Origin of the sequence: Moorella mulderi DSM 14980 (assembly GCF_001594015.1) — a bacterium.
Classification (GTDB): Bacteria; Bacillota; DSM-521; order Neomoorellales; family Neomoorellaceae; genus Neomoorella; species Neomoorella mulderi.
In genome coordinates this window covers 42,518-61,831 of the sequence record NZ_LTBC01000003.1, presented here as the reverse complement: position 1 = coordinate 61,831, position 19,314 = coordinate 42,518, and the positions used below count along the sequence as shown (strand labels likewise).

Sequence of the window (19,314 nt, the reverse complement as noted above, 5' to 3'; positions counted from 1 at the left end):
CCATGCCCAACATCTTAGCGGGCCAGCTGCAGGCCCGGGGATTGAAATTCGGCATTGTTGTCAGCCGCTTCAACGAGTTTATCACCTCCAAACTGCTGGAAGGGGCCCTGGATGCCCTAAACCGCCACGGCGCCGACCCGGCGGCCATTGATGTGGCCTGGGTGCCGGGGGCCTTTGAAATCCCCCTGGCGGCGCAAAAAATGACGGCCCGCGGTTACGACGCCATCATTTGCCTGGGGGCAGTCATCCGCGGGGCCACCCCCCACTTTGAATATGTAGCCGCCGAGGTGACCAAGGGCATTGCCCAGGTAAGCCTGAACAGCGGCGTACCGGTGATCTACGGGCTGATAACTGCCGACAATATTGAGCAGGCTATAGAGCGGGCCGGTACCAAGGCCGGCAATAAAGGCTTTGATGCCGCCATGGCCGCCATGGAAATGGCCAATCTCTTTAAAACAATGGCAGGGGCAGGGAGTTAAGATGCGGGTAGGTATCATCAGCGATACCCATGGCGACGGCGCCGCCTGGGAACAGGCCCTGGCCAACTGCTTTCAGGGTGTAGACCTGATCATCCATGCCGGCGATGTCCTTTACCACGGCCCCAGGAATCCCATTGTGGCCGCCTATGCTCCTAAGGACCTGGCCGGGCTCTTGCAGCAGTCTCCGGTACCCCTCTTGATTGCCCGGGGCAATTGCGACGCGGAAGTAGATGCCATGGTCTTAAATTTACCAATGCCGGAGCAGGTAGTTGTCCAGATGGGTAAGTACCGCCTCATCGCCCAGCACGGCCACCGTTTAGGTGAAGGCGAAGCAGAAACCCTGGCCGCCTATTACCGGGCCGACCTGTGGATAACCGGTCATACCCATGTAGCCATGCTGGCTGCCAGGGAGGGGCGCCTCTTTGTCAACCCGGGCAGTCCCAGCCTGCCCCATAGCGGCCCCCTGGGCAAGTTCAAAACAGTAGCCGTCGCCGACGACGCTGGCGTGAAAATCCTGGCCCTGGCAACCGGAGAAATCCTGAAGGAGTTGCCCTGGCCGGTATAAACAGGACAAAACCCGGGGTTAGTGACCCCGGGTTAATTTAAATGCTTTTTAGACAGCCCGTTGCACTTTGCCTGAACGCAGGCAGCGCGTACAGACGTAAACCTTTTTGGGAGTACCATTTAAAATAATCTTGACCCGCTGGAGATTAGGAGACCAGGTGCGTTTGGTCTTAATATTGGAGTGGCTGACCTGATTGCCGGTAGTCGTCCTTTTGCCACAGATACTGCAGACGGCCATTTATTTCACCTCGCTTTTTCAACCCTACGGGCGATATTTTACCAGAGAAAGGGTTAGAAAGCAAGGAAATAAATTTCTCCTGGCAGGCAGGGACTTGCCCGGAACCTGTTGAAAATAATAGTCAGGGGGTGGAGGGAATGACCAGGGAAGGGAAAAAAAACGTCGTTCCTTTACAAATAACTAAAGATCTCTCCATTATGGAAGTATTGCAGGCCTATCCCCAGGTGCGGCAGGTATTTCACCGCTATGGCATGGGCTGCCTAGAATGTATGGGTGCCATGAATGAAACCATTGCCAGCGGCGCCCGCAGCCACGGGGTTGACCTGGAAGACCTGCTCAATGAGCTAAATGAAGCCATCAGGAACCGGGGATGAGAGTGGATGTGCGACCGGCCGGTGGCATCTTTAAAATATGTAGGTCCCCAGAAGGCCGCCCGCCTGAACCGGCTCGGCATCCAGACGGTGGGCGATCTCCTCTGGCATTTTCCCAGGCGTTATGAAGACCGGCGCCAGTTAAAGGAGCTGGCGGCGGCAACGCCCGGGGAAATAATTACCGTCCAGGTAACCATCAAAGCCTGGGAAGAAAAGGAAATACGTCCTCGCCTGCGCCTCTTCCGGGCCCTGGTCCAGGGCCGGCGGGGGAGTGGCTATGCCCTCTGGTTTAACCAACCCTTCATTAAGCGCCAGCTACCGGCTGGCAGCGAGGTTATCCTAACCGGGAAGGTAAATTACCGGGGTTATGTTCCCGAAATCCAGGTGAGTGACTATGAAGCCCTGGGGCAGGGGGATAGCGGCCTCCATACGGGGCGCATTGTACCTTTTTACCCCTTGACGGCGGGCTTAAGCCAGCGCTGGCTGAGGCTGATTGTCTACCTGGCCCTGGAGGAAGTCCAGGGAGAATTGCCGGAGATTTTACCCCCTTCCTTATGCCAGCGTTACCGCCTTTTACCCCGCTACCAGGCCATAAAATATATGCATTTTCCTCCCGACGCCGCCGCCCTGCACCAGGCCCGGCGGCGCCTTAAGTATGAAGAACTGCTGGTCTGGGAACTTGGTTTAAGCTTAAGCCGCTGGCAGCGTGAAGCCGGGCTCAGGGGAGTTGCCCACACTCTTGACAACGGGCTGGTGCGGCAGTTAATCGCCAGCCTGCCCTTTAAACTGACCCGGGCCCAGGAAAGGGTGCTGGCCGAGATCCTGGCCGATATGGAAGACCCGCGGCCCATGGCCCGCCTGCTCCAGGGGGATGTGGGTTCAGGTAAAACGGTAGTAGCGGCAGCAGCCATGGTCAAGGCCGTAGCCGGCGGCTGGCAGGCTGCCCTCATGGCCCCTACGGAGGTCCTGGCCGAGCAGCACGGGCAAACTTTGCAGAAGATCCTCGCGCCTTTAAAAATCCCGGTGGCCGTCCTGACGGGCAGTACTTCCCGGGCCGGGCGAGAAGTTATCCTGGCCGGCCTGGCCACCGGCCGGTTACCCCTGGTAGCAGGTACTCACGCCCTGATCCAGGAAGATGTAACCTTTAAGGCTTTAGGACTGGTGGTTATCGATGAGCAGCACCGCTTTGGCGTTGACCAGCGGGCCGCCCTCCAGGCCAAAGGGCAGGCTCCCGACCTGCTGGTCATGACAGCCACGCCTATTCCCCGGACCCTGGCCCTGGCAATCTACGGCGACCTGGACGTGTCCCTTTTGGACGAACTACCACCGGGCCGGCAACCGGTAACTACCCGCATTTTAACGGAAAAGCAGCGCGCCAAAGCTTACCAGCTAATCCGCCGGGAGATTGAGAAGGGCCACCAGGCCTACGTTATCTGTCCCTTAATTGATGAAAGCGACAGCGTAGCTGCAGAAGCCGCCATAGCCATGGCGAAAAAGCTCCAGGAAGAAGTCTTTCCTGAATACGCGGTGGGACTGGTCCACGGGCGCCTTAAGCCCGCTGAAAAGGAGGAGGTAATGAATGCTTTCCGGGAGGGCAAAATCGCCGTCCTGGTAGCGACGACGGTAGTTGAGGTAGGAGTCGACGTACCCAACGCTACGGTAATGTTAATCGAAGGGGCGGAGAGGCTGGGCCTGGCCCAGCTCCACCAGCTGCGGGGCCGGGTGGGGCGCGGTACAGCACCGTCCTACTGTTTGCTCATCACCGGCAACAGCCAGGCGGCCCGGGAGCGGCTGGCCGTTCTGGCCTCCAGCCAGGACGGCTTTGCCATTGCCGAAGCCGACCTGCGCCTCAGGGGGCCGGGGGAATTCTTTGGTACCCGCCAGCATGGCCTGCCGGAATTCCGCCTGGCCAGGCTACCCGAGGATGGCCGCATCCTGGAACAGGCCCGCCAGGATGCCCGCCTGATTTGCCGGGAAAACCTCTGGCAGCAACCGGAATACCGCCAGCTTTACCTGGCAGCAAAGGAAAAACTGGCCAGCCTGCAATTATAAAAGTAAAATTTACCAGCAAAAAAGGGCATGTTTAATTTAGTTTTCAGCCACACTAAGCTTAAAATTAGCGACGAAGGTGAGCCTATGCAATTAGAAAAGGATGAGCGTTCGCTACTGGCTTATTTTTCCAGCAGTACCAGAACCCAGGAAGCCATCAATGCCCTGAAAGCGGCTGGTATAACTGAGGTCCAGTTTGACCGGGTAGGACGTTTTGGTACCCGTTATAATGACCAGTACAATAATCCCCTGGCCAACCAGGCCAATACCATTACCGGCTTAACCCTCTATTCAGCTGACATTAACCCCCTGGTAAAAACCGATACCCGGGCCCTGCTGGCCGCCGACCCTTCGGTCAGCGGTGTGGGTTTAAAGGATTACGGGGTGGCCGGCAATGAGGGCTTTTTAGTTACCGTAGTAACAACGCCGTCCCGGGTGAAGGAAGCCCGGGAGATCATTGAGGCCCATGGCGGCCGGCTTTAAAAAACACCCTGGTGGGTGTTTTCCTTTTTTGTAGTATAAATGTAAAGTTACGCTAGCCAAATAATACTAAGCATAAAAAAAGGCCGCCGGCTCATACTAAGACTGCACAACAAAAAAGGAGGTGAAACTGAATGCCGCGTGGAGGAAGGACCAACCGTCTCCTGATCCCCCAGGCCCGCGGCCAGATGGAAAGGTTCAAGCAGGAAGTGGCCAGCGAACTGGGGATTTCCAATTATGACGGTTACCTGGGTGACCTGCCCTCCAAGGTTAACGGTTCTGTAGGGGGGCTCATGGTCAAGAAGATGATCGCTGCTTATGAGCAGACCCTGAGCAATCAGGCAGCCGGCGGCCTTGGTGGTACTGACGTTGAACTGGGTGCCGCCCAGAACGTTACCGGCCGCATCAGCGGGCCCAACCCCGCTTATAATGCCGGTGGCCAGAAGTTAAACATCAATGCCCAGCAGTACAATCCCGGTGGGCTGGGTGGATTGACCCAGTAACGGCAATTCCGGATGGCGGGTTTTAACCGCCATCCTTTTTTAATGTAACGGTATGGCAGCCTTAGCCTGCAGGAGAGCGGTATGCAGGGTCCTGTTCAGGGCATTACCAATGACCCAGGCCAGGTTATGCACCAGGTCGTCAACCTCTTTGGGAGTTACCGTCAGGTTACCGCCAAAGGGTGCCAGGACATTGCGGGTAAGGTTCTGGGCCACGGCCTGGTCGAGCTGCAGGTTGACATTAGGAAAAGACTGCTGAATCTGGCTAAGGACTTCATAAATAATCACCCCGGCATGAACCACAGTGGGAATACCAATGGCAATCACGGGAATCCCCATGGTTTGTTGATTGATACCGGCACGCTGATTTCCCACCCCTGAGCCGGGGCTAATGCCGGTATCGGTAATTTGAATGCTGCTGCCTATGCGTTGCAGATCGCCGGCAGCCAGGGCATCAATGGCAATCAGTACCCTGGGCCGGGTTTTTTCTACCACACCTTTGAGGATTTCCGCTGTTTCAATTCCGGTAGTACCCAGGACACCGGGGGCCAGGGCACTGACGGGTCTTGTTCCCGGGGGCATATTTTGCGGCACGTATTTTAATAAATGCCGGGTAACCGTAAACTGGTTGATTACTTTTGGGCCCAGGGAGTCCGGCGTGGCTTCCCAGTTACCCAGGCCCACCACCAGCACCGGGTCGGCAGGACCGACATTCCATTTTTGTAACAACAGGTTGAGCTTCTGGGCCAGGAGACCCGCTATTTCTTCGTGAACGGGCGGGTTTTCAAAGCGGAGGGCCGGTGCATCAATGGTTATGTAAGTACCCTGGGGCTTGCCCATGGCCTGTTCTCCAAGGGCATTCATTATGGTAATAGTTGTAACGGCGGCGTTGGGATATTTTTCCTTATCTTCCCTTACCCCGGGCACTTCCTGCTGGGTAGCCCCGCGTAATAAAGCATGGGCTTCTACCGCTAGGTCCAGGATAACTCCCGCCAGCTGGTAAAATTCGGCGCGCTGCAAGGTGGTTCCCTCCAAACTTTTAAGGGCCTGCATTCAGGTTATCCATAATGAAAAAAAATATACGTCGAAAAGGAAAAGTTTCCTGGCGTGTTGAATAATTGCCCTCAGGGAAGGTGAGACTGATGGAAGTAAAATGTACCCTCTGCGGTCGTAAAGAAGAAATTACCAAGGTACATAAGGATTATCGCAAACTGGCGCGAGATAAAAATGCCGTCTACACCTGCGAAACCTGCCGCGCCCGGCTGCGTTACCAGGCCCTGCAGGCCCAAAAAGAAGAGAAACCATTATAAATACCTTATTGACAGCGTAAAATAATTATAGTATAATCGCAGCGAGAGAGGGGGATGAAAGATGGAAATCCGTATCAGCCCTAAAGCGGAACAATATATCAAAGAGAAATCCGATACCATTACCATTAAACTGGAGATGTGCGGCGGTTGAGCTGGACTATCAATTCGTCCTGCCGTGTATGCAGGCGCGCCGGCTGACGTGAAAAACTTTATTGTTCAGCAGCTAAATGGCTTAAAGGTTTACCTGCAAAAGGGGATTAAAGCTTCACGCGGCCTGGATGTGGACCTGGTGGGCTTTGGACCCTTTAAACAGCTGGTTGTCGATGGAGTGCAAAATTATTAAATTTAGGAGGCACCAAAACATGAGCAAGCCCGTTAATGTTGACAGCAGCGCCTTTGAAGCTGAAGTATTGTCAGCACCGCTACCGGTGGTAGTTGATTTTTGGGCCGTCTGGTGCGGTCCTTGCCGGATGATGGCCCCGGTGCTGGATCAGCTGGCCGAAGACTACGATGGTAACGTTAAATTTGCCAAGGTAAATGTTGACGAAAACCAGGAACTGGCCGCCCGCTATGGTATTATGAGTATACCTACCCTGGTTATCTTTAAAGACGGCCAGGAAGTGGGACGGGTCATTGGCTATATGCCCAAGGAAAAGCTAAAGGAACAGCTGGAAGCTGCCATACATTAAGGGGAGATTACATGGCCCGCCATGCCTTTATTGATGCCAGCATTTGTGACGGCCGGGCCGATTGCCAGGCCATGAGCGCCTGCCCTACTAAATCCTTCCTGCGCGAAGAGGAGAGCGAACCCTGGTTTATTGGCCCTACCTGCCTGGGCTGCGGTCGCTGCCTGCTGGCCTGTGACCGGCAGGCCATCAGCCTGATCTAGTAACTAAGGGTCACCGGTTAATTACCGGTGGCCCTTAATGTTTTATTATCAAATTTCACTTTAAGCGGCAGGCTTTTTTTCAGACACGTCGAATTATAAGCTCAAGGAGGTAGGGCAGATGCTCCAGAAAGTCCGGGTGGAAGACAGCGTGGGCACGGTGCTGGCCCACGACCTGACCAAAATCGTCCCCGGCGAGTTCAAGGGAAGTCGATTTAAGAAAGGACATATTATTCAGCCGGAAGATATACCCGAACTGCTGCAAATGGGTAAGGAACACCTGTATGTCCTGGCCCTGGGACCGGATGAGGTACATGAAGACGAAGCCGCCGTTCGCCTGGCTAGGGCGGCAGCCGGCAACGGCGATCACGGCCTCAAATTTAGTGAGCCCCAGGAAGGCAAGGTAAACCTTATCGCCGCCAGGGACGGCTTGTTGAAGGTAAACCTCCCGGCCCTGCAGCAAATTAATGAAGGGGCGGACATCATCCTGGCCACCCTGCATAACAATTACCCGGTTACGGCAGGCCAGGTGGTGGCCGGCACCAGGTTGATCCCCCTGCTGGCACCGCGGGCGGTGATTGAAAGGGTGGAAGCCATTTGCCACCAGGCGGGTGGTATTGTGCGCATAGCCCCCTACCGCCGGTTGCGGGTGGGCTTGATTACCACCGGCAGTGAGGTTTACAAAGGGCGGGTAAAAGACGCCTTTAGCCCGGTGGTCCGGGCCAAGATTGCCAGTTATGGCTCAGAAGTAGAGCGGGAAGAGATTGTACCTGATGATGCTGGGGCAATCCGGCAGGCCATAGCAGCGATGCTGGCGGCCGGCATGGAAATGGTGGTGCTGACGGGGGGCATGTCGGTTGATCCCGATGACGTGACGCCGGAAGGGATCCGTCGCAGCGGCGCGGAAGTCGTCACCTACGGCGCCCCGGTGTTGCCGGGGGCCATGTTCATGCTGGCCTACCTGGGGGAGGTGCCCATTATGGGCCTGCCGGGGTGTGTGATGTATTACCGGGCCACCATTTTTGACCTGGTCCTGCCCCGGGTTTTAACGGGGGAAAGGCTGCAGCGCAAAGATATAGCCGGGCTGGCAGCCGGTGGCCTCTGCCAGGGCTGCCCCGACTGCCGCTACCCGGCCTGTTCCTTCGGTAAAGTGTAGGGTGTTTCACTTCTCCCGGTAGTCGTAGACGCGCCGGGTTTTCTTTTCGCTGCGGGGCAAAGTCCCCAGGGGTACCGCCTCCACGTCAGCCAGGATGCCGATGCGGTTTTTAATCTGGCGCCGGCACTCGGCGGCAACGGCATCGCCCTCATGGCCGGGGAGGTACTCGATCTTTACCAGCAGCCGGTCCTTGCCCTGCTCACGGGTCAAGATGAGCTGGTATTCGCTGCCGGCCCCCGGCGTGAGGTGCAGGACATGGTCGACCTGGCCCGGGTAAATATTGACGCCCTTAATTTTAACCATGTCATCGGTCCGCCCCAGAACGCGCTCGATCATGGGGTAGGGCGAGCCGCAGGAACAGGCTGCAACCTTCAAACAGGTAAGGTCGTGGGTGCGGTAGCGCAGTAAAGGCATGCCTTCCTTGGTCAGGGTGGTGATGACCAGTTCCCCGGTTTCACCCGGCGGCAGCTGCCTGCCAGTTGCCGGGTCAATTATCTCCAGCAGCAGGTGGTCTGTCCAGATGTGGATCCCTTCATGGGCCGGGCAGTCAAGGCCGATGCCGGGACCGTAAATTTCCGTGAGCCCGTAAATATCAAAGGTTTCAATCCCCAGGAGTTCTTCGATGCGCTTGCGCATTTTTTCGCCCCAGCGTTCGGAACCCAGGAGGCCAACCCGCAGGGCCAGCCGGTCCCTCAGGCCCCGGCGCTCGATTTCTTCGCCCAGGAAAAGGGCATAGGAAGCGGTAGCCGCCAGGACGGTGGCCTGGAGGTCGACCAGCATTTCCAGCTGTTTTTCCGTATTGCCGGCACCGGTGGGAATGGCCATGGCGCCCAGGTACTCGACCCCGGCCTGGAAACCGATGCCCGCCGTCCAGAGGCCATAGCCGGGGGTGATTTGCACCCGGTCGCGGTTGGTAACCCCGGCCAGGGCGAAACAGCGGGCCATCATTTCAGCCCAGGCAGCCACGTCACCGGCCGTGTAGGGGATAATAATGGGCTTACCGGTGGTACCTGAGGAGGAATGAATCCGGACGACTTTTTCTTCCGGGACGGCCATCAGTTCCAGGGGCTTGCCGTTGCGCAGCTCCCATTTATCGGTCAGGGGGACCGCCGCCAGGTCGGCTACGGTCCTGATATCCCCCGGCCTGATACCGGCTGCCGTCAGCTTTTCCCGGTAATAGGGTGAGCTGTCAAAGAGGCGCTGCACTAGGGCTTGCAGGGCCGGAGCCTGCTGCCGGTAGAGTTTTTCGTAATCAAATTGCCCCATTTTTACACCTCCAGGGCTCGCCGGCCCAGTTCAAAGGCGCGGCGGTTCATTTCATGGACACTGGCCGGCAGGAGTTTTAAAGCTTCGGCCAGGAGGACATCGGCAGGGAAGGGTAAACCGAAGTTCACCAGGGCACCCAGCATGACCAGGTTTAAAGTCCGGGGGCTGCCAGCTTCCCTGGCCAGGGCCAGGGCGTCCAGGCAACGGCAGCCGGACAGGTTGCTTTGCAGGTAGGCCAGGATATCCTCCAAAGGATAGGGACTGCTCCCCAGGGCGGCCAAAACCGGTATTACCGGTGCCGTAGAGACCAGGGCCTTACCGCCGGGGCGTAAATACTTTAAGTTGCGGCAGGCCTCGGCCGGCTCCAGGGCCAGGAGGATGTCGGCGGCGCCATAGGGGATGAGGGGGCCGGCCTCCTGCACTCCCAGGCGGACATGGCTGACGACACTGCCCTCCCGCTGGGCCATACCGATGGTTTCGGCCGTACGTACCGCCAGGCCCGCTGTTACGGCTGCCGACGCAAGGGCCCGGGAGGCGAGGATTATTCCCTGGCCGCCCACACCGGCAATGAGAATATCCATCTAGACCACCTCCTCCATGGCTGCCGCCGGACAAATTTTAGCGCAGAGCCCGCAGCCGGTACAGGTAGAATTAATCATTACTGAGCCGTCAGCCGGCACCAGGGCCGGGCAGCCCAGTTCGTCAATACAGGTACGGCAGCCGGTGCAGGCGTCTGCATTGACCCGGTAGCGGGTAGCAGGTTTGGTTATCTGGGGGCAGGGGTGACGGAGGATTACCAGGGCCGGTCCCGGGGCAGCTAGGGCCTGGCGGGCAACCGCCATGGTGGCCTCCAGGTCCAGGGGATCGGCGGTGAGGACTGTTTCTACACCGCAGGCCCGGGCCACCCGGGCGATATCAACGGCCCTCTGCCCGGTGCCGGTGGCTAGTCCCGGGTGTGACTGGTGCCCGGTCATGGCGGTAGTCTCATTATCGAGAACGACGACTACCAGGGGTGTCTGCTGGTGGACGGCATTGACCAGTGGCGGCAGGCCGGCGTGGAAAAAGGTCGAGTCGCCGATAAAGGCTACCAGCCGGGTGCCGGGCTGGACCCTGGCCAGGCCCTGGGCCAAGCCTAAACTTGCTCCCATGCACAGGCAGGTATCCATGGCGGCCAGGGGTGGCGCTGCCCCCAGGGTATAGCAGCCGATGTCACCGGTAAAGATTACTTCCTGATCCCGGGCCGCCTGTTTAAAGGCATAGAAGGAGCCCCGGTGGGGGCAACCGGCGCAGAAAAGGGGTGGCCGGGCCGGTAAAGGCGGCAGCGCCGGGAGGCCGGGTGCCGGGTTTTCCTGCTCCAGCTTTAAGAAGCGGGCCAGGGCTGCGGCTACCCTGTCGACGTTAAATTCGCCTTCCCGGGGCAGGTAGCCATCATGTTTGCCAGACAGTTCTACCGGGAGGCGGTTGCGCCAGGCCAGGCGGATGACCTGGTCTTCGACAACCGGCTCCTGTTCTTCGACGATAAGGACCCTTTCCATACGGGTGAGAAATTCCCTTACGAGCTCTTCCGGCAGGGGGTAGGGGGTACCGATTTTAAGCAGGGATAATTTTACGTCCAGGCGTTCCAGGGCTTCGGTGACGTAAAAGTAAGAAGGGCCGCCGGCAATGACCCCCACAGGGCCTTCCAGTTGAACGGCATTAAAGGGGCTGGCCGCAAACTCAGCCCGCGCCCGTTCCTGCTGTTTATTCAACCAGACATGCTGGCGGGCCGCCAGGGAGGGCATGATGACCCAGCGGGGGTCTTTAACAAACCCCGGCACCGGCGGCCGCGGCGGGATGGTACCCACTTCCACCTCCTGGCAGGCGTGGCTGACGCGGGTAGTGGGGCGGACGATAACAGGGAGGTTTAAAGTTTCCGAAAGCTTAAAGGCATATTTTGTCATTTCATAAGCTTCCCGGGGACAGGAAGGATCCAGGACTGGCAATTTGGCAAAGCGGGCAAAAAGGCGCGTGTCCTGCTCCGTCTGGGAACTGTGGGGGCCGGGGTCGTCGGCTACCACCAGGACCAGGCCGCCCTTGACGCCGATGTAGGCCAGGCTCATGACGGCATCGGCAGCGACATTTAAGCCCATCTGCTTCATGCTCACCAGGGCCCGGGCGCCGGCATAGGCAGCCCCGGCGGCAATTTCTACGGCCACCTTTTCATTAACCGACCATTCGGTGTACACACCTGCTTCTGGTCCAAAATGCATCAGGGCCGTCATTATTTCGGAAGCCGGGGTACCGGGGTAAGAGGTAGCTACGCGGATGCCGGCCTCTATGGCTCCCCGGGCGATGGCTTCATTACCCATGAGCAATACTGGCACGGTTTTCTCTCTCCCCTTGAGACTTAAAGGCACAAAAAAACGGGCCGCAGCCCGGTTATAGCTTACCTGCTATCCTCGGCTCTGCTAACACTGATCAGGCTGAACTAGGCTCACAATATAAAAAATTGCTTGTAAGAAAGTATAGCATATCCCCTGGCAGCGGTCCAGCAAAAATTTCAGCCTGGTGCCTTATTCGGACAAACCGGAGATGGCGGGCAGGAGGATAAAAAAATGCCGTTCCCGGAGGAACGGCCAGAGTTTAGCCGCCGGCGGGTAACCGGCGGCTTGGGAGAGGAGAAACCGGAGGAAGAGCTCATGGGGGAGGGTTAATAAAATAACCCTAAGCTCTTCATGGTAAATCTGGAAATCAGATTTACCGGTTACTATTATGGACGCCAATGGAGAAGCTTATACATATCCGGAAAAAATTTTTTCAAAGTAACCCTGCAAGTGGAAGGTAAAGTGGCATTTCATGCTATAATAGCTTAGTGAGGGATTTTATGTTAAGAATAATTGCCGGCCAGGCCCGCGGCCGCCGTTTACGTACCCCGAAGGGCCGGGCTACCCGCCCCACCAGTGACCGGGTGCGGGAGGCCTTATTTAACATCCTGGGAGCGCGGGTCATTGACAGCCTGTTCCTGGATCTTTTTGCCGGTTCAGGAGCCGTGGGGTTGGAAGCTTTGAGCCGCGGGGCCAGGAAGGCCGTTTTTGTGGAAAATGACCGCCAGGCCCTGGCGTGCCTGGCCGCCAACCTGGCCGCAACTGGCTTCAAAGATAAGGCGCAAATCATCGCCGCCGATGCCCGCCGGGCCCTGGCTCATTTAGCCGGGCGCGGCCTGGTCTTTGACCTGGTTTTTAGCGATCCACCTTACTACCAGGGGTGGGGCGATGTTATCTTGCCGGCAGTTGTACCTCTGTTATCACCGGGTGGCCTAGTCGTCCTGGAAACAGCAAAATCTGAAGCAGCGCCGGAAACAGCCGATATGGTATTGATGGCCAGGAGGGTTTATGGTGATACAGCTTTAAATTTCTATCAAAGGGCAGGAGGGCTTGCTGATGGAGTTCATGACCCTGATTGAGGAAATGGAAAAAATAATCGAGAAGAGTCCCCATATTCCCCTGACAGGCAGGGTTTTCCTTGACGGTGACCTGTTCCTTGATTACCTGGACCGGTTGCGGACGGCATTGCCCGAGGAAGTGCGCCAGGCCCAGTGGATACGCCAGGAGAAGGAGCGTTTGCTGGAAGAAGCCCGCCTGAAGGCCCAGAGCCTCCTGGCCGAAGCGGAGAAGCGGGCAGAAATGATGGCCCAGGAAAACGAACTGGTCCGTAAAGCCAGGGCCCAGGCCAGCGAAATTATGGCCCGTGCCCAGCGCCTGGCGGAAGAAATGAAGGCTGGAGCTTTAAGTTATGCTGACGGTTTGCTGGGCCAGCTGGAGGCGAGCCTCAACCAGGCCCTGACCCAGGTGCGCCAGGGCCGCCAGGAACTCCAGGCCTATCCGGCCGGAGGAAGTGCGGGCAGGGAAGTGGCGGCAACAACGCCAGACAAGACAGAGGCTCAGGACCGCCGGTAAAGGAAGTAGCGGGCGCTCAGCGCCAGCCCGGCCAGGAGAAAAAGGACGGTCATCAGGGTGAGGGCAAACCCTGTATAATATAACCACAACGTAAACCAGGGAGCCCTTGGGACCAGGGTTATTTCCGGGGCCAGTAAGAGCAGGACCGGCCGGGCCGGCCCCTGGCAGAGCCGGACCAGCGCGGCAGCCAGGAAGCCGTGGAGGAGGCGGGCAACGATAAATGGACACAGGCGTAAATCAGTATGGCTGACCATAGCCGCCACCTGGCCCAGGATCGATAGCCCGGCCCAGCCCATAATGAGACTAATGGCCACCAGGCGCTCTGTTAGAGGGACGGCCGCTTCGCTGGCAAATTTAGCGCCCATGGTCATTTCAAAGAGGCCGGCGGCCAGGGCCGGGGACGTATCCCGGCTTAAATCGAAGGGGCTGCCGGCATAAAGAAGGATTCTAGCCAGGGGTTCCAGCAGGCCCAGGATGGTTGCCACCTGGATGATGACGCTAAATAAGATAATAAAGCCGCCAATGGTAATCAGGGTCTGGAAGGAACGGCTGACGGCATCTCCCAGGAGCTGTCCCAGGGGGCGGCCGTCCCTCTGCTGGGCCTGGAGCATGGCCTGCCAGGCCCGCCGGGGTAAAGCCAGGAGGGTGTAGCTTGCCGGCGGGGAGGCCGGTTGCCGGCGACCGTAAAAGCGAAACAGGATACCCAGGCAAAAATTAGCCCCGTAATGGGCGCCGGCCAGGACTGGCCCCAGGGCCGGGTTGTGGAGCATGCCTACAGCTACGGCTCCCAGCATAAAAAGGGGGCTGGCGTTGTTGGTAAAGCAAATTAGCCGTTCCCCCTCAACCCTGGTGACCAGGCCCTGCTGGCGCAACTGGGCTGTAAGCATGGCACTGATGGGGGAACCGGAAGTGTACCCCATGGCCATGACGAAGGCGCCGCTCCCGGGGACATTAAAGAGAGGCCGCATAACCGGTTCCAGGAGTACCCCAAGGAAATGAACTATGCCAAGGCCCATAAAAAGCTGGGATATTATAAAGAAAGGAAGCAGAGCCGGAACGACAATTTCCCACCAGGCCTTAAGACCCCGCAGGGCCGCCTGGAAAACCGGCTGGGGGAATAAGATAATGGCCAGGGCCAGGACCATGACGGCGACGACGGTCAGGAGGGGTCCCAGGCCCCGGGTAATGATAAGTACCTGGTGGCGCACGGGGGTCACCTCGAAGGGACATCCTGTTATGCAATATACGCGGCGCTTGGTAATTTAGAAGTAAACTTGTTGGCAAGAATTGAAACCATTGTGCGAACTTTAACAAGGGGATTGACTTTTGCCAGCTTAAAAGTACCATTATAGGTAGTGGGTAATATTTGCAGGAGGTACTTAATATATGAAGATTTTAGTTTTAAACTGTGGTAGTTCCTCAGTTAAATACCAGCTTTTTGATATGGCCGGTGAGACGGTCCTGGCCCGGGGGCTGGTGGAAAGGATTGGTATTTCTGGTTCAGTCCTGACCCACCGCCCGGCCGGCAAAGATAAACTGGTGCGCGAGGCCGAAATTCCTGATCACAAGGTGGCCATTCGCCTTTGCCTGGAAGCTCTAACTGATTCTCATTATGGCGTCATTAAGGATTATAACGAATTAGGGGCCGTGGGTCACCGGATTGTTCATGGCGGCACTTTTCCCCATTCCGTCCTGGTTGATGCTTCAACGAAAAAAGCCATTGGCGAATTAGAAGCGCTGGCTCCATTACATAATGGTCCAGCCCTCCGGGGTATTGAAGCCTGTGAAGCTATTTTGCCTCATACTCCGCAGGTAACAGTTTTTGATACCGCTTTTCACCAGGGCATGCCTGATTATGCCTATACCTACAGTTTACCGTACGAGCTTTGCCAGAAATACTTAATTCGTCGTTACGGTGCCCATGGAACATCCCACCAGTACGTTGCCCTGAGGGCTGCTGCCCTGGTTGGCAGACCCCTGGCAGAGTTAAAAATGATTACCTGCCATCTGGGTAACGGCTCAAGCATTACGGCAATCAAAAACGCCAAATCATATGACACCAGCATGGGCTTTACCCCCTTGGCCGGCTTAACCATGGGTACCCGCTGCGGCGATATTGACCCGGCTATTGTTACCTTCCTCATGGAAAAGGAAGGTTACACCCCGGCTGATATGGACCGCCTCATGAACCGCCAATCAGGAGTGCTGGGAGTTTCCGGGGTGAGCAGCGATTTCCGGGATATTGAAGCCGCCATGGCCGCCGGCAATGAGCGTGCCCGCCTGGCCTGGGATATCTTTGTCCATACCGCGAAAAAATACATTGGCGCCTATGTGGCTGTTTTAAACGGCCTTGATGTCCTGGTGTTTACGGCCGGCCTGGGAGAAAATTCTCCTGAGGCCCGGGAAGCCATCTGCCGGGATATGGATTACCTGGGGATCAAGATCGATCCCGAAGAAAACCGGGTCCGGGGCCAGGAAAAGGAAATCACGGCTCCCGGGGCCAGGGTGCGCACCTTTGTCATTCCTACAAACGAAGAATTAATGATCGCCCGGGAAACCATGGCCCTTGTCCAGGCCGGTTGACACCCGGCCGGCCTTTCCGGTATAATCTACACGGTGAATGTGGTGAAAATTGGCGTTAGCGATTTAAAGGCCAGGCCGGGCGGCGAACTCGAATTTAAGGCCCAGGAAAAGTGGTCCTATTTAGCTACAGCTACCGGCAACATACCTATCGTAGCACCGGTACGTGTGGGCGGTACGGTTACCAATACCGGGAAGATCCTGCTTGTTAAAGGACAGGTAGCCACCACCCTGGAATTAACCTGTGATCGCTGCCTGGAAAAGTTCAGGTATTCCGTAGTGGCGTCTCTGGAAGAGGAATATGCCGGGGCGGCCGTAGGTCAAGCCGCTGTAGGGGAAAATGAGGAAGGCGGTGAAGTGCGGCCCCTGGAAGGAGATTTTATCGACTTGAAGCCAGCGGTAGAAGAAGCCCTGATTCTGGCCCTGCCCATGAAATGGCTCTGCCGGGAAAGCTGCCGGGGGCTGTGTGCTAGTTGCGGCCAGAATTTAAATGAGGGGCAATGCCAGTGCGATACCCGGCCAGTTGACCCGCGCCTGGCTGCATTGGAAGAATTGCTACGCAAAAGGGAAGGAGAGAACTAGCTTGGGAGTACCGAAAAGAAGAGTTTCCAAGGCCCGGAAAAATAAACGCCGTTCCATCTGGAGCCAGATGGCACCTCCCTCCCTGGTGGAATGTCCCCAGTGCCACCAGTTAAAGCTCAACCACCGGGTCTGCCCCAAGTGCGGTTACTACAAGGGGCGGGAAGTAATCAAAGTAGCAGAGTCATAAATATGCTTTAACGGCAACCGGCAATTATTGCCGGTTATTTTTTACTTGCATAAATCTACCATGGCCATTATACTATAACTATGGCCTGGTAATATTATTTGGTACCAGGTATGAGGTGAGATTTTTGGTACGCCGGAAAGGCAACAAGGAAGAGCGCCAGGAGGCCCTGCGCCGCTACCTGCGCAACAACCCCTTCGCCACCGATGAAGAGCTGGCGGAAAAATTTAAAGTCAGCGTACCCACCATACGCCTGGACCGCCTGGCCCTAGGGATCCCTGAGGTAAGGGAGCGCATCATGGCCATGGCCCGGGAAGCCAGGTCGCGGATGCGGGGGGTAACGGCGGAAGAACTGATGGGCGAACTGGTCGAGCTGCAGCCAGGAGTGATGGGCATTTCCATCCTGGAGGTCACTCCCCAGATGCTGGTCCAGCCGGCCGGCGTTGCCCGTGGCCATTATCTTTTTGCCCAGGCCCATTCCCTGGCCCTGGCAACTGTTGGCGCCGAGGTCGTCCTAACCAGCAGCGCCCGGGTCCGCTACCGGCGGCCGGTTTATGCCGGCGAGCGGGTTATTGCCAGGGCCATGGTTAAGGTTAACAAGGATTCAACCTGCCTGGTATCAGTTCATTCCCGGGTTAACGGGGAGATCGTCTTTAAAGGCCAGTTTATAATCATAACTCCGGAGAATATAAGTGGAGGCGTGACTGATTGCAAATAGCTATTGATGCCATGGGGGGCGATCACGCTCCCGGGGAAATTGTCCGGGGAGCGGTGGCCGCCGCCAGGGAAAAGATAGCGGGTATTATCCTGGTAGGTGATAAAAGGCGGCTGGAAGCAGAACTTAAGCCCTTACATCCCCCCGCCAGTTTAGAAATTGTCCATACCGAACAGGTTGTGGAGATGGATGAACAGCCGGCCCTGGCATTGAGGCGCAAGCGGGAAGCGTCAATAATCGTTGCCACCCGCCTGGTCAAGGAAGGGCGAGCGGCAGCCGTTGTTTCGGCTGGTAGTACCGGGGCCCAGATGGCAGCAGCCCTCCTGATTTTAGGCCGCAGCGGCAAAATCCAGCGACCAGCCATTGCCACCATTATCCCTACCCTTAAAGGGCCAAAGCTTTTACTTGATGCCGGGGCCAATGTCGATTGCCGGCCCGAACACCTCTATGAATTTGCTTTAATGGGCAATCTTTATGCCGCCAGGGTAATGGGTATCCGTGAGCCCCGGGTGGGATTACTCAATATCGGTACCGAGGCCTGCAAGGGAAATGAACAGACTTTGGGGGCCTATAACCTGTTAAAGGGATCGCCCTTAAACTTTACCGGCAATATCGAAGGCCGGGATATTTTAGCCGGCGATACGGATGTCATCGTCTGTGACGGGTTTGTGGGCAACGTCCTGTTGAAATTTGGTGAGGGTATGGCCCAGGCCCTCTTTACCATGATCGGGCGGGAAATTAAAAACAGCTTCCGGGCCAGGCTCGGTGCCGCCCTGGTGTTACCTGCTTTACGGGGCTTGAAGAAACAGGTGGATTATACCGAATACGGCGGCGCCCCCCTCCTGGGCGTCCAGGGCATCAGCATCATCTGCCACGGCAGTTCCAACGCCCGGGCCATAAAAAATGCCATCAAGGTGGCCGTCCGTTGTGTCGAGCAGGGACTGGTGGCAGGTTTGGGGCAGTTGCCGGGAGCCAACGGTGAAGGGGAGGTAGTCAAATGCCAGCCCTCTTAAGGCCTGTAGGGATTGTCGGGACGGGATCCTGCCTGCCGGAACGTGTCCTGACCAATGCCGAGCTGGAGCAAATGGTAGATACCAGCGATGAATGGATTCGCAGCCGCACCGGTATTCGGGAACGCCGGATAGCAAGTCAAGATACGGCTGCCTCCGACCTGGCCGTCCCGGCCGCAGTAAAGGCCTTGAAAATGGCCGGGCTCACAGCAGAGGCCGTGGATTTAATCATTGTAGCTACCGTAACCCCGGATACCCTTTTCCCGGCTACGGCCTGCCTGGTCCAGGAGCGCCTGGGAGCCAGGGGCGCCGCCGCCTTTGACCTTTCAGCCGGCTGCAGCGGTTTTATCTATGCCCTGGCAGCCGCCAGCCAGTTTATCGCTGCCGGGGTTTACCAGACGGCCCTGGTGATCGGTGTCGAGATCCTGAGTAAGATTATCAACTGGCAGGACCGCAATACCTGCGTCCTCTTTGGGGACGGGGCCGGGGCCGTCGTTCTCCAAGCCGTGCCGGCGGGGGAAGGGCTCCTGGGCCTGCACCTGGGGGCCGACGGCAGCGGCGGTTCCCTTCTCAGCATGCCTGCCGGGGGATCGCGCCTGCCGGCCAGTTCCAGTACCGTCGAGAAGCATCTGCATACCATCCATATGAACGGCCCGGAGGTTTTTAAATTTGCCGTGCGGGTCATGGGAGAGGCTTCCCTGAAGGCCCTGGAGCAGGCGGGTTTAAGGAAAGAAGAGGTGGACTTTTTAATCCCCCACCAGGCCAACATACGCATTATCGAAGCGGCCACCAAACGCCTGGGACTGGCGCCGGAGAAGGTGTACGTTAATCTAGACCGCTATGGTAATATGTCCAGCGCTTCCATCCCGGTGGCCCTGGATGAAGCTTACCGGGAAGGCAGGCTGAAGCGCGGCGATAAAGTAGTCCTGGTGGCCTTTGGCGCCGGTCTAACTTGGGGGGCCGCCGTCTTAAGCTGGAGCCTGGCAAGCCCGGAAAGGAGTTGAGTTTT

The 19,314-nt window shown here is 57.3% G+C and carries 25 protein-coding genes; 19 read left to right on the top strand and 6 right to left on the bottom strand.

Annotation, left to right across the window (positions count from 1 at the left end; genetic code table 11):
* Nucleotides 1–2 precede the first annotated feature (2 nt).
* Both ribH and yfcE read left to right on the top strand, forming a co-directional pair.
* Nucleotides 3–479 (top strand): 6,7-dimethyl-8-ribityllumazine synthase, encoded by a 477-nt coding sequence (ribH, locus tag MOMUL_RS05445; protein WP_062282580.1) that lies wholly within the window; start codon nucleotides 3–5, stop codon nucleotides 477–479.
* Between the two features lies 1 nt (nucleotide 480).
* Entirely contained in the window at nucleotides 481–1,044 is a 564-nt protein-coding gene (gene yfcE / locus MOMUL_RS05440) for a phosphodiesterase (RefSeq protein ID WP_062282577.1), read from the top strand.
* A gap of 48 nt (nucleotides 1,045–1,092) precedes the next feature.
* Here yfcE and rpmB read toward each other — a convergent pair whose 3' ends face one another.
* Nucleotides 1,093–1,281, bottom strand: coding sequence for a 50S ribosomal protein L28 (rpmB, locus tag MOMUL_RS05435; protein WP_062282574.1), 189 nt, complete (start codon nucleotides 1,279–1,281; stop codon nucleotides 1,093–1,095).
* Between the two features lie 137 nt (nucleotides 1,282–1,418).
* Between rpmB and MOMUL_RS05430 the strand changes: the two genes are divergently transcribed.
* From MOMUL_RS05430 to MOMUL_RS15370, 4 genes are all read left to right on the top strand, one after another.
* Entirely contained in the window at nucleotides 1,419–1,655 is a 237-nt protein-coding gene (locus MOMUL_RS05430) for a DUF1858 domain-containing protein (RefSeq protein WP_062282571.1), read from the top strand.
* Nucleotides 1,656–1,661: 6 nt separating this feature from the next.
* Nucleotides 1,662–3,704 carry an ATP-dependent DNA helicase RecG gene (gene recG / locus MOMUL_RS05425; RefSeq protein WP_062282568.1) on the top strand — a complete coding sequence of 681 codons (2,043 nt, stop codon included), beginning with the start codon at nucleotides 1,662–1,664 and terminating at the stop codon, nucleotides 3,702–3,704.
* A gap of 84 nt (nucleotides 3,705–3,788) precedes the next feature.
* Complete coding sequence (locus MOMUL_RS05420) at nucleotides 3,789–4,184, top strand: hypothetical protein (protein ID WP_062283347.1); 396 nt, start codon at nucleotides 3,789–3,791, stop codon at nucleotides 4,182–4,184.
* A gap of 131 nt (nucleotides 4,185–4,315) precedes the next feature.
* Entirely contained in the window at nucleotides 4,316–4,684 is a 369-nt protein-coding gene (locus tag MOMUL_RS15370) for an alpha/beta-type small acid-soluble spore protein (protein WP_064774341.1), read from the top strand.
* Nucleotides 4,685–4,723: 39 nt separating this feature from the next.
* Here the strand turns inward: MOMUL_RS15370 and gpr are convergent, their stop codons facing one another.
* Entirely contained in the window at nucleotides 4,724–5,701 is a 978-nt protein-coding gene (gene gpr, locus MOMUL_RS05410) for a GPR endopeptidase (RefSeq protein ID WP_153018268.1), read from the bottom strand.
* Nucleotides 5,702–5,823: 122 nt separating this feature from the next.
* Between gpr and MOMUL_RS15665 the strand changes: the two genes are divergently transcribed.
* From MOMUL_RS15665 to MOMUL_RS05395, 5 genes are all read left to right on the top strand, one after another.
* Nucleotides 5,824–5,991 carry a DUF2197 domain-containing protein gene (locus tag MOMUL_RS15665; protein WP_084785488.1) on the top strand — a complete coding sequence of 56 codons (168 nt, stop codon included), beginning with the start codon at nucleotides 5,824–5,826 and terminating at the stop codon, nucleotides 5,989–5,991.
* A gap of 61 nt (nucleotides 5,992–6,052) precedes the next feature.
* A complete protein-coding gene (locus MOMUL_RS17505) occupies nucleotides 6,053–6,334 on the top strand; it encodes a CC/Se motif family (seleno)protein (protein ID WP_269085188.1) in 282 nt (93 codons plus the stop codon).
* Nucleotides 6,335–6,353: 19 nt separating this feature from the next.
* The gene (gene trxA, locus MOMUL_RS05405; protein WP_054938281.1) at nucleotides 6,354–6,680 is read left to right on the top strand and encodes a thioredoxin; all 327 of its coding nucleotides are present in this window, start codon (nucleotides 6,354–6,356) and stop codon (nucleotides 6,678–6,680) included.
* Nucleotides 6,681–6,691: 11 nt separating this feature from the next.
* Entirely contained in the window at nucleotides 6,692–6,880 is a 189-nt protein-coding gene (locus MOMUL_RS05400) for a ferredoxin family protein (RefSeq protein ID WP_062282564.1), read from the top strand.
* Nucleotides 6,881–6,998: 118 nt separating this feature from the next.
* Nucleotides 6,999–8,033, top strand: a complete 1,035-nt coding sequence (locus MOMUL_RS05395; protein WP_062282561.1) for a molybdopterin-binding protein — start codon at nucleotides 6,999–7,001, stop codon at nucleotides 8,031–8,033.
* Between the two features lie 6 nt (nucleotides 8,034–8,039).
* On the opposite strand, the gene MOMUL_RS05390 is transcribed toward MOMUL_RS05395, so the two are convergent.
* The 3 genes from MOMUL_RS05390 to iorA are packed head-to-tail and all read right to left on the bottom strand — an operon-like array spanning nucleotide 8,040 to nucleotide 11,662.
* Nucleotides 8,040–9,299: a phenylacetate--CoA ligase gene (locus MOMUL_RS05390; RefSeq protein WP_062282558.1), complete on the bottom strand. Its 1,260-nt coding sequence runs from the start codon at nucleotides 9,297–9,299 to the stop codon at nucleotides 8,040–8,042.
* Nucleotides 9,300–9,301: 2 nt separating this feature from the next.
* Complete coding sequence (locus MOMUL_RS05385; RefSeq protein WP_062282554.1) at nucleotides 9,302–9,880, bottom strand: indolepyruvate oxidoreductase subunit beta; 579 nt, start codon at nucleotides 9,878–9,880, stop codon at nucleotides 9,302–9,304.
* Nucleotides 9,881–11,662: an indolepyruvate ferredoxin oxidoreductase subunit alpha gene (iorA, locus tag MOMUL_RS05380; RefSeq protein WP_084785487.1), complete on the bottom strand. Its 1,782-nt coding sequence runs from the start codon at nucleotides 11,660–11,662 to the stop codon at nucleotides 9,881–9,883. It lies immediately after the preceding gene.
* A 500-nt stretch (nucleotides 11,663–12,162) separates the two neighbouring features.
* Here iorA and rsmD point away from each other — a divergent pair, with 500 nt between their 5' ends.
* Nucleotides 12,163–12,741, top strand: a complete 579-nt coding sequence (gene rsmD, locus MOMUL_RS05375) for a 16S rRNA (guanine(966)-N(2))-methyltransferase RsmD (protein ID WP_062283344.1) — start codon at nucleotides 12,163–12,165, stop codon at nucleotides 12,739–12,741.
* Nucleotides 12,719–13,234 carry an SPFH domain-containing protein gene (locus tag MOMUL_RS05370; RefSeq protein WP_054937419.1) on the top strand — a complete coding sequence of 172 codons (516 nt, stop codon included), beginning with the start codon at nucleotides 12,719–12,721 and terminating at the stop codon, nucleotides 13,232–13,234. Before rsmD ends, MOMUL_RS05370 begins: the two co-directional genes overlap by 23 nt.
* On the opposite strand, the gene ylbJ is transcribed toward MOMUL_RS05370, so the two are convergent.
* Nucleotides 13,219–14,451: a sporulation integral membrane protein YlbJ gene (gene ylbJ, locus MOMUL_RS05365; protein ID WP_169802169.1), complete on the bottom strand. Its 1,233-nt coding sequence runs from the start codon at nucleotides 14,449–14,451 to the stop codon at nucleotides 13,219–13,221. The two genes, MOMUL_RS05370 and ylbJ, sit on opposite strands and share 16 nt — an antisense overlap.
* Nucleotides 14,452–14,620: 169 nt before the next feature.
* Here ylbJ and MOMUL_RS05360 point away from each other — a divergent pair, with 169 nt between their 5' ends.
* The 6 genes from MOMUL_RS05360 (at nucleotide 14,621) to MOMUL_RS05335 (ending at nucleotide 19,309) form a co-directional block, all read left to right on the top strand.
* A complete protein-coding gene (locus tag MOMUL_RS05360) occupies nucleotides 14,621–15,817 on the top strand; it encodes an acetate/propionate family kinase (protein WP_062282549.1) in 1,197 nt (398 codons plus the stop codon).
* Between the two features lie 33 nt (nucleotides 15,818–15,850).
* On the top strand, nucleotides 15,851–16,396 hold the full coding sequence (locus tag MOMUL_RS05355; protein ID WP_169802168.1) for a YceD family protein: 546 nt from the start codon (nucleotides 15,851–15,853) through the stop codon (nucleotides 16,394–16,396).
* 1 nt (nucleotide 16,397) lies between these two features.
* Entirely contained in the window at nucleotides 16,398–16,583 is a 186-nt protein-coding gene (gene rpmF, locus MOMUL_RS05350; RefSeq protein WP_054937416.1) for a 50S ribosomal protein L32, read from the top strand.
* Between the two features lie 124 nt (nucleotides 16,584–16,707).
* Nucleotides 16,708–17,298 (top strand): transcription factor FapR, encoded by a 591-nt coding sequence (fapR, locus tag MOMUL_RS05345; protein WP_062282543.1) that lies wholly within the window; start codon nucleotides 16,708–16,710, stop codon nucleotides 17,296–17,298.
* On the top strand, nucleotides 17,289–18,308 hold the full coding sequence (plsX, locus tag MOMUL_RS05340) for a phosphate acyltransferase PlsX (RefSeq protein ID WP_062282541.1): 1,020 nt from the start codon (nucleotides 17,289–17,291) through the stop codon (nucleotides 18,306–18,308). The genes fapR and plsX overlap by 10 nt, the downstream gene beginning before the upstream one ends.
* Nucleotides 18,293–19,309: a beta-ketoacyl-ACP synthase III gene (locus MOMUL_RS05335; protein ID WP_062282538.1), complete on the top strand. Its 1,017-nt coding sequence runs from the start codon at nucleotides 18,293–18,295 to the stop codon at nucleotides 19,307–19,309. Before plsX ends, MOMUL_RS05335 begins: the two co-directional genes overlap by 16 nt.
* Nucleotides 19,310–19,314 lie beyond the last annotated feature (5 nt).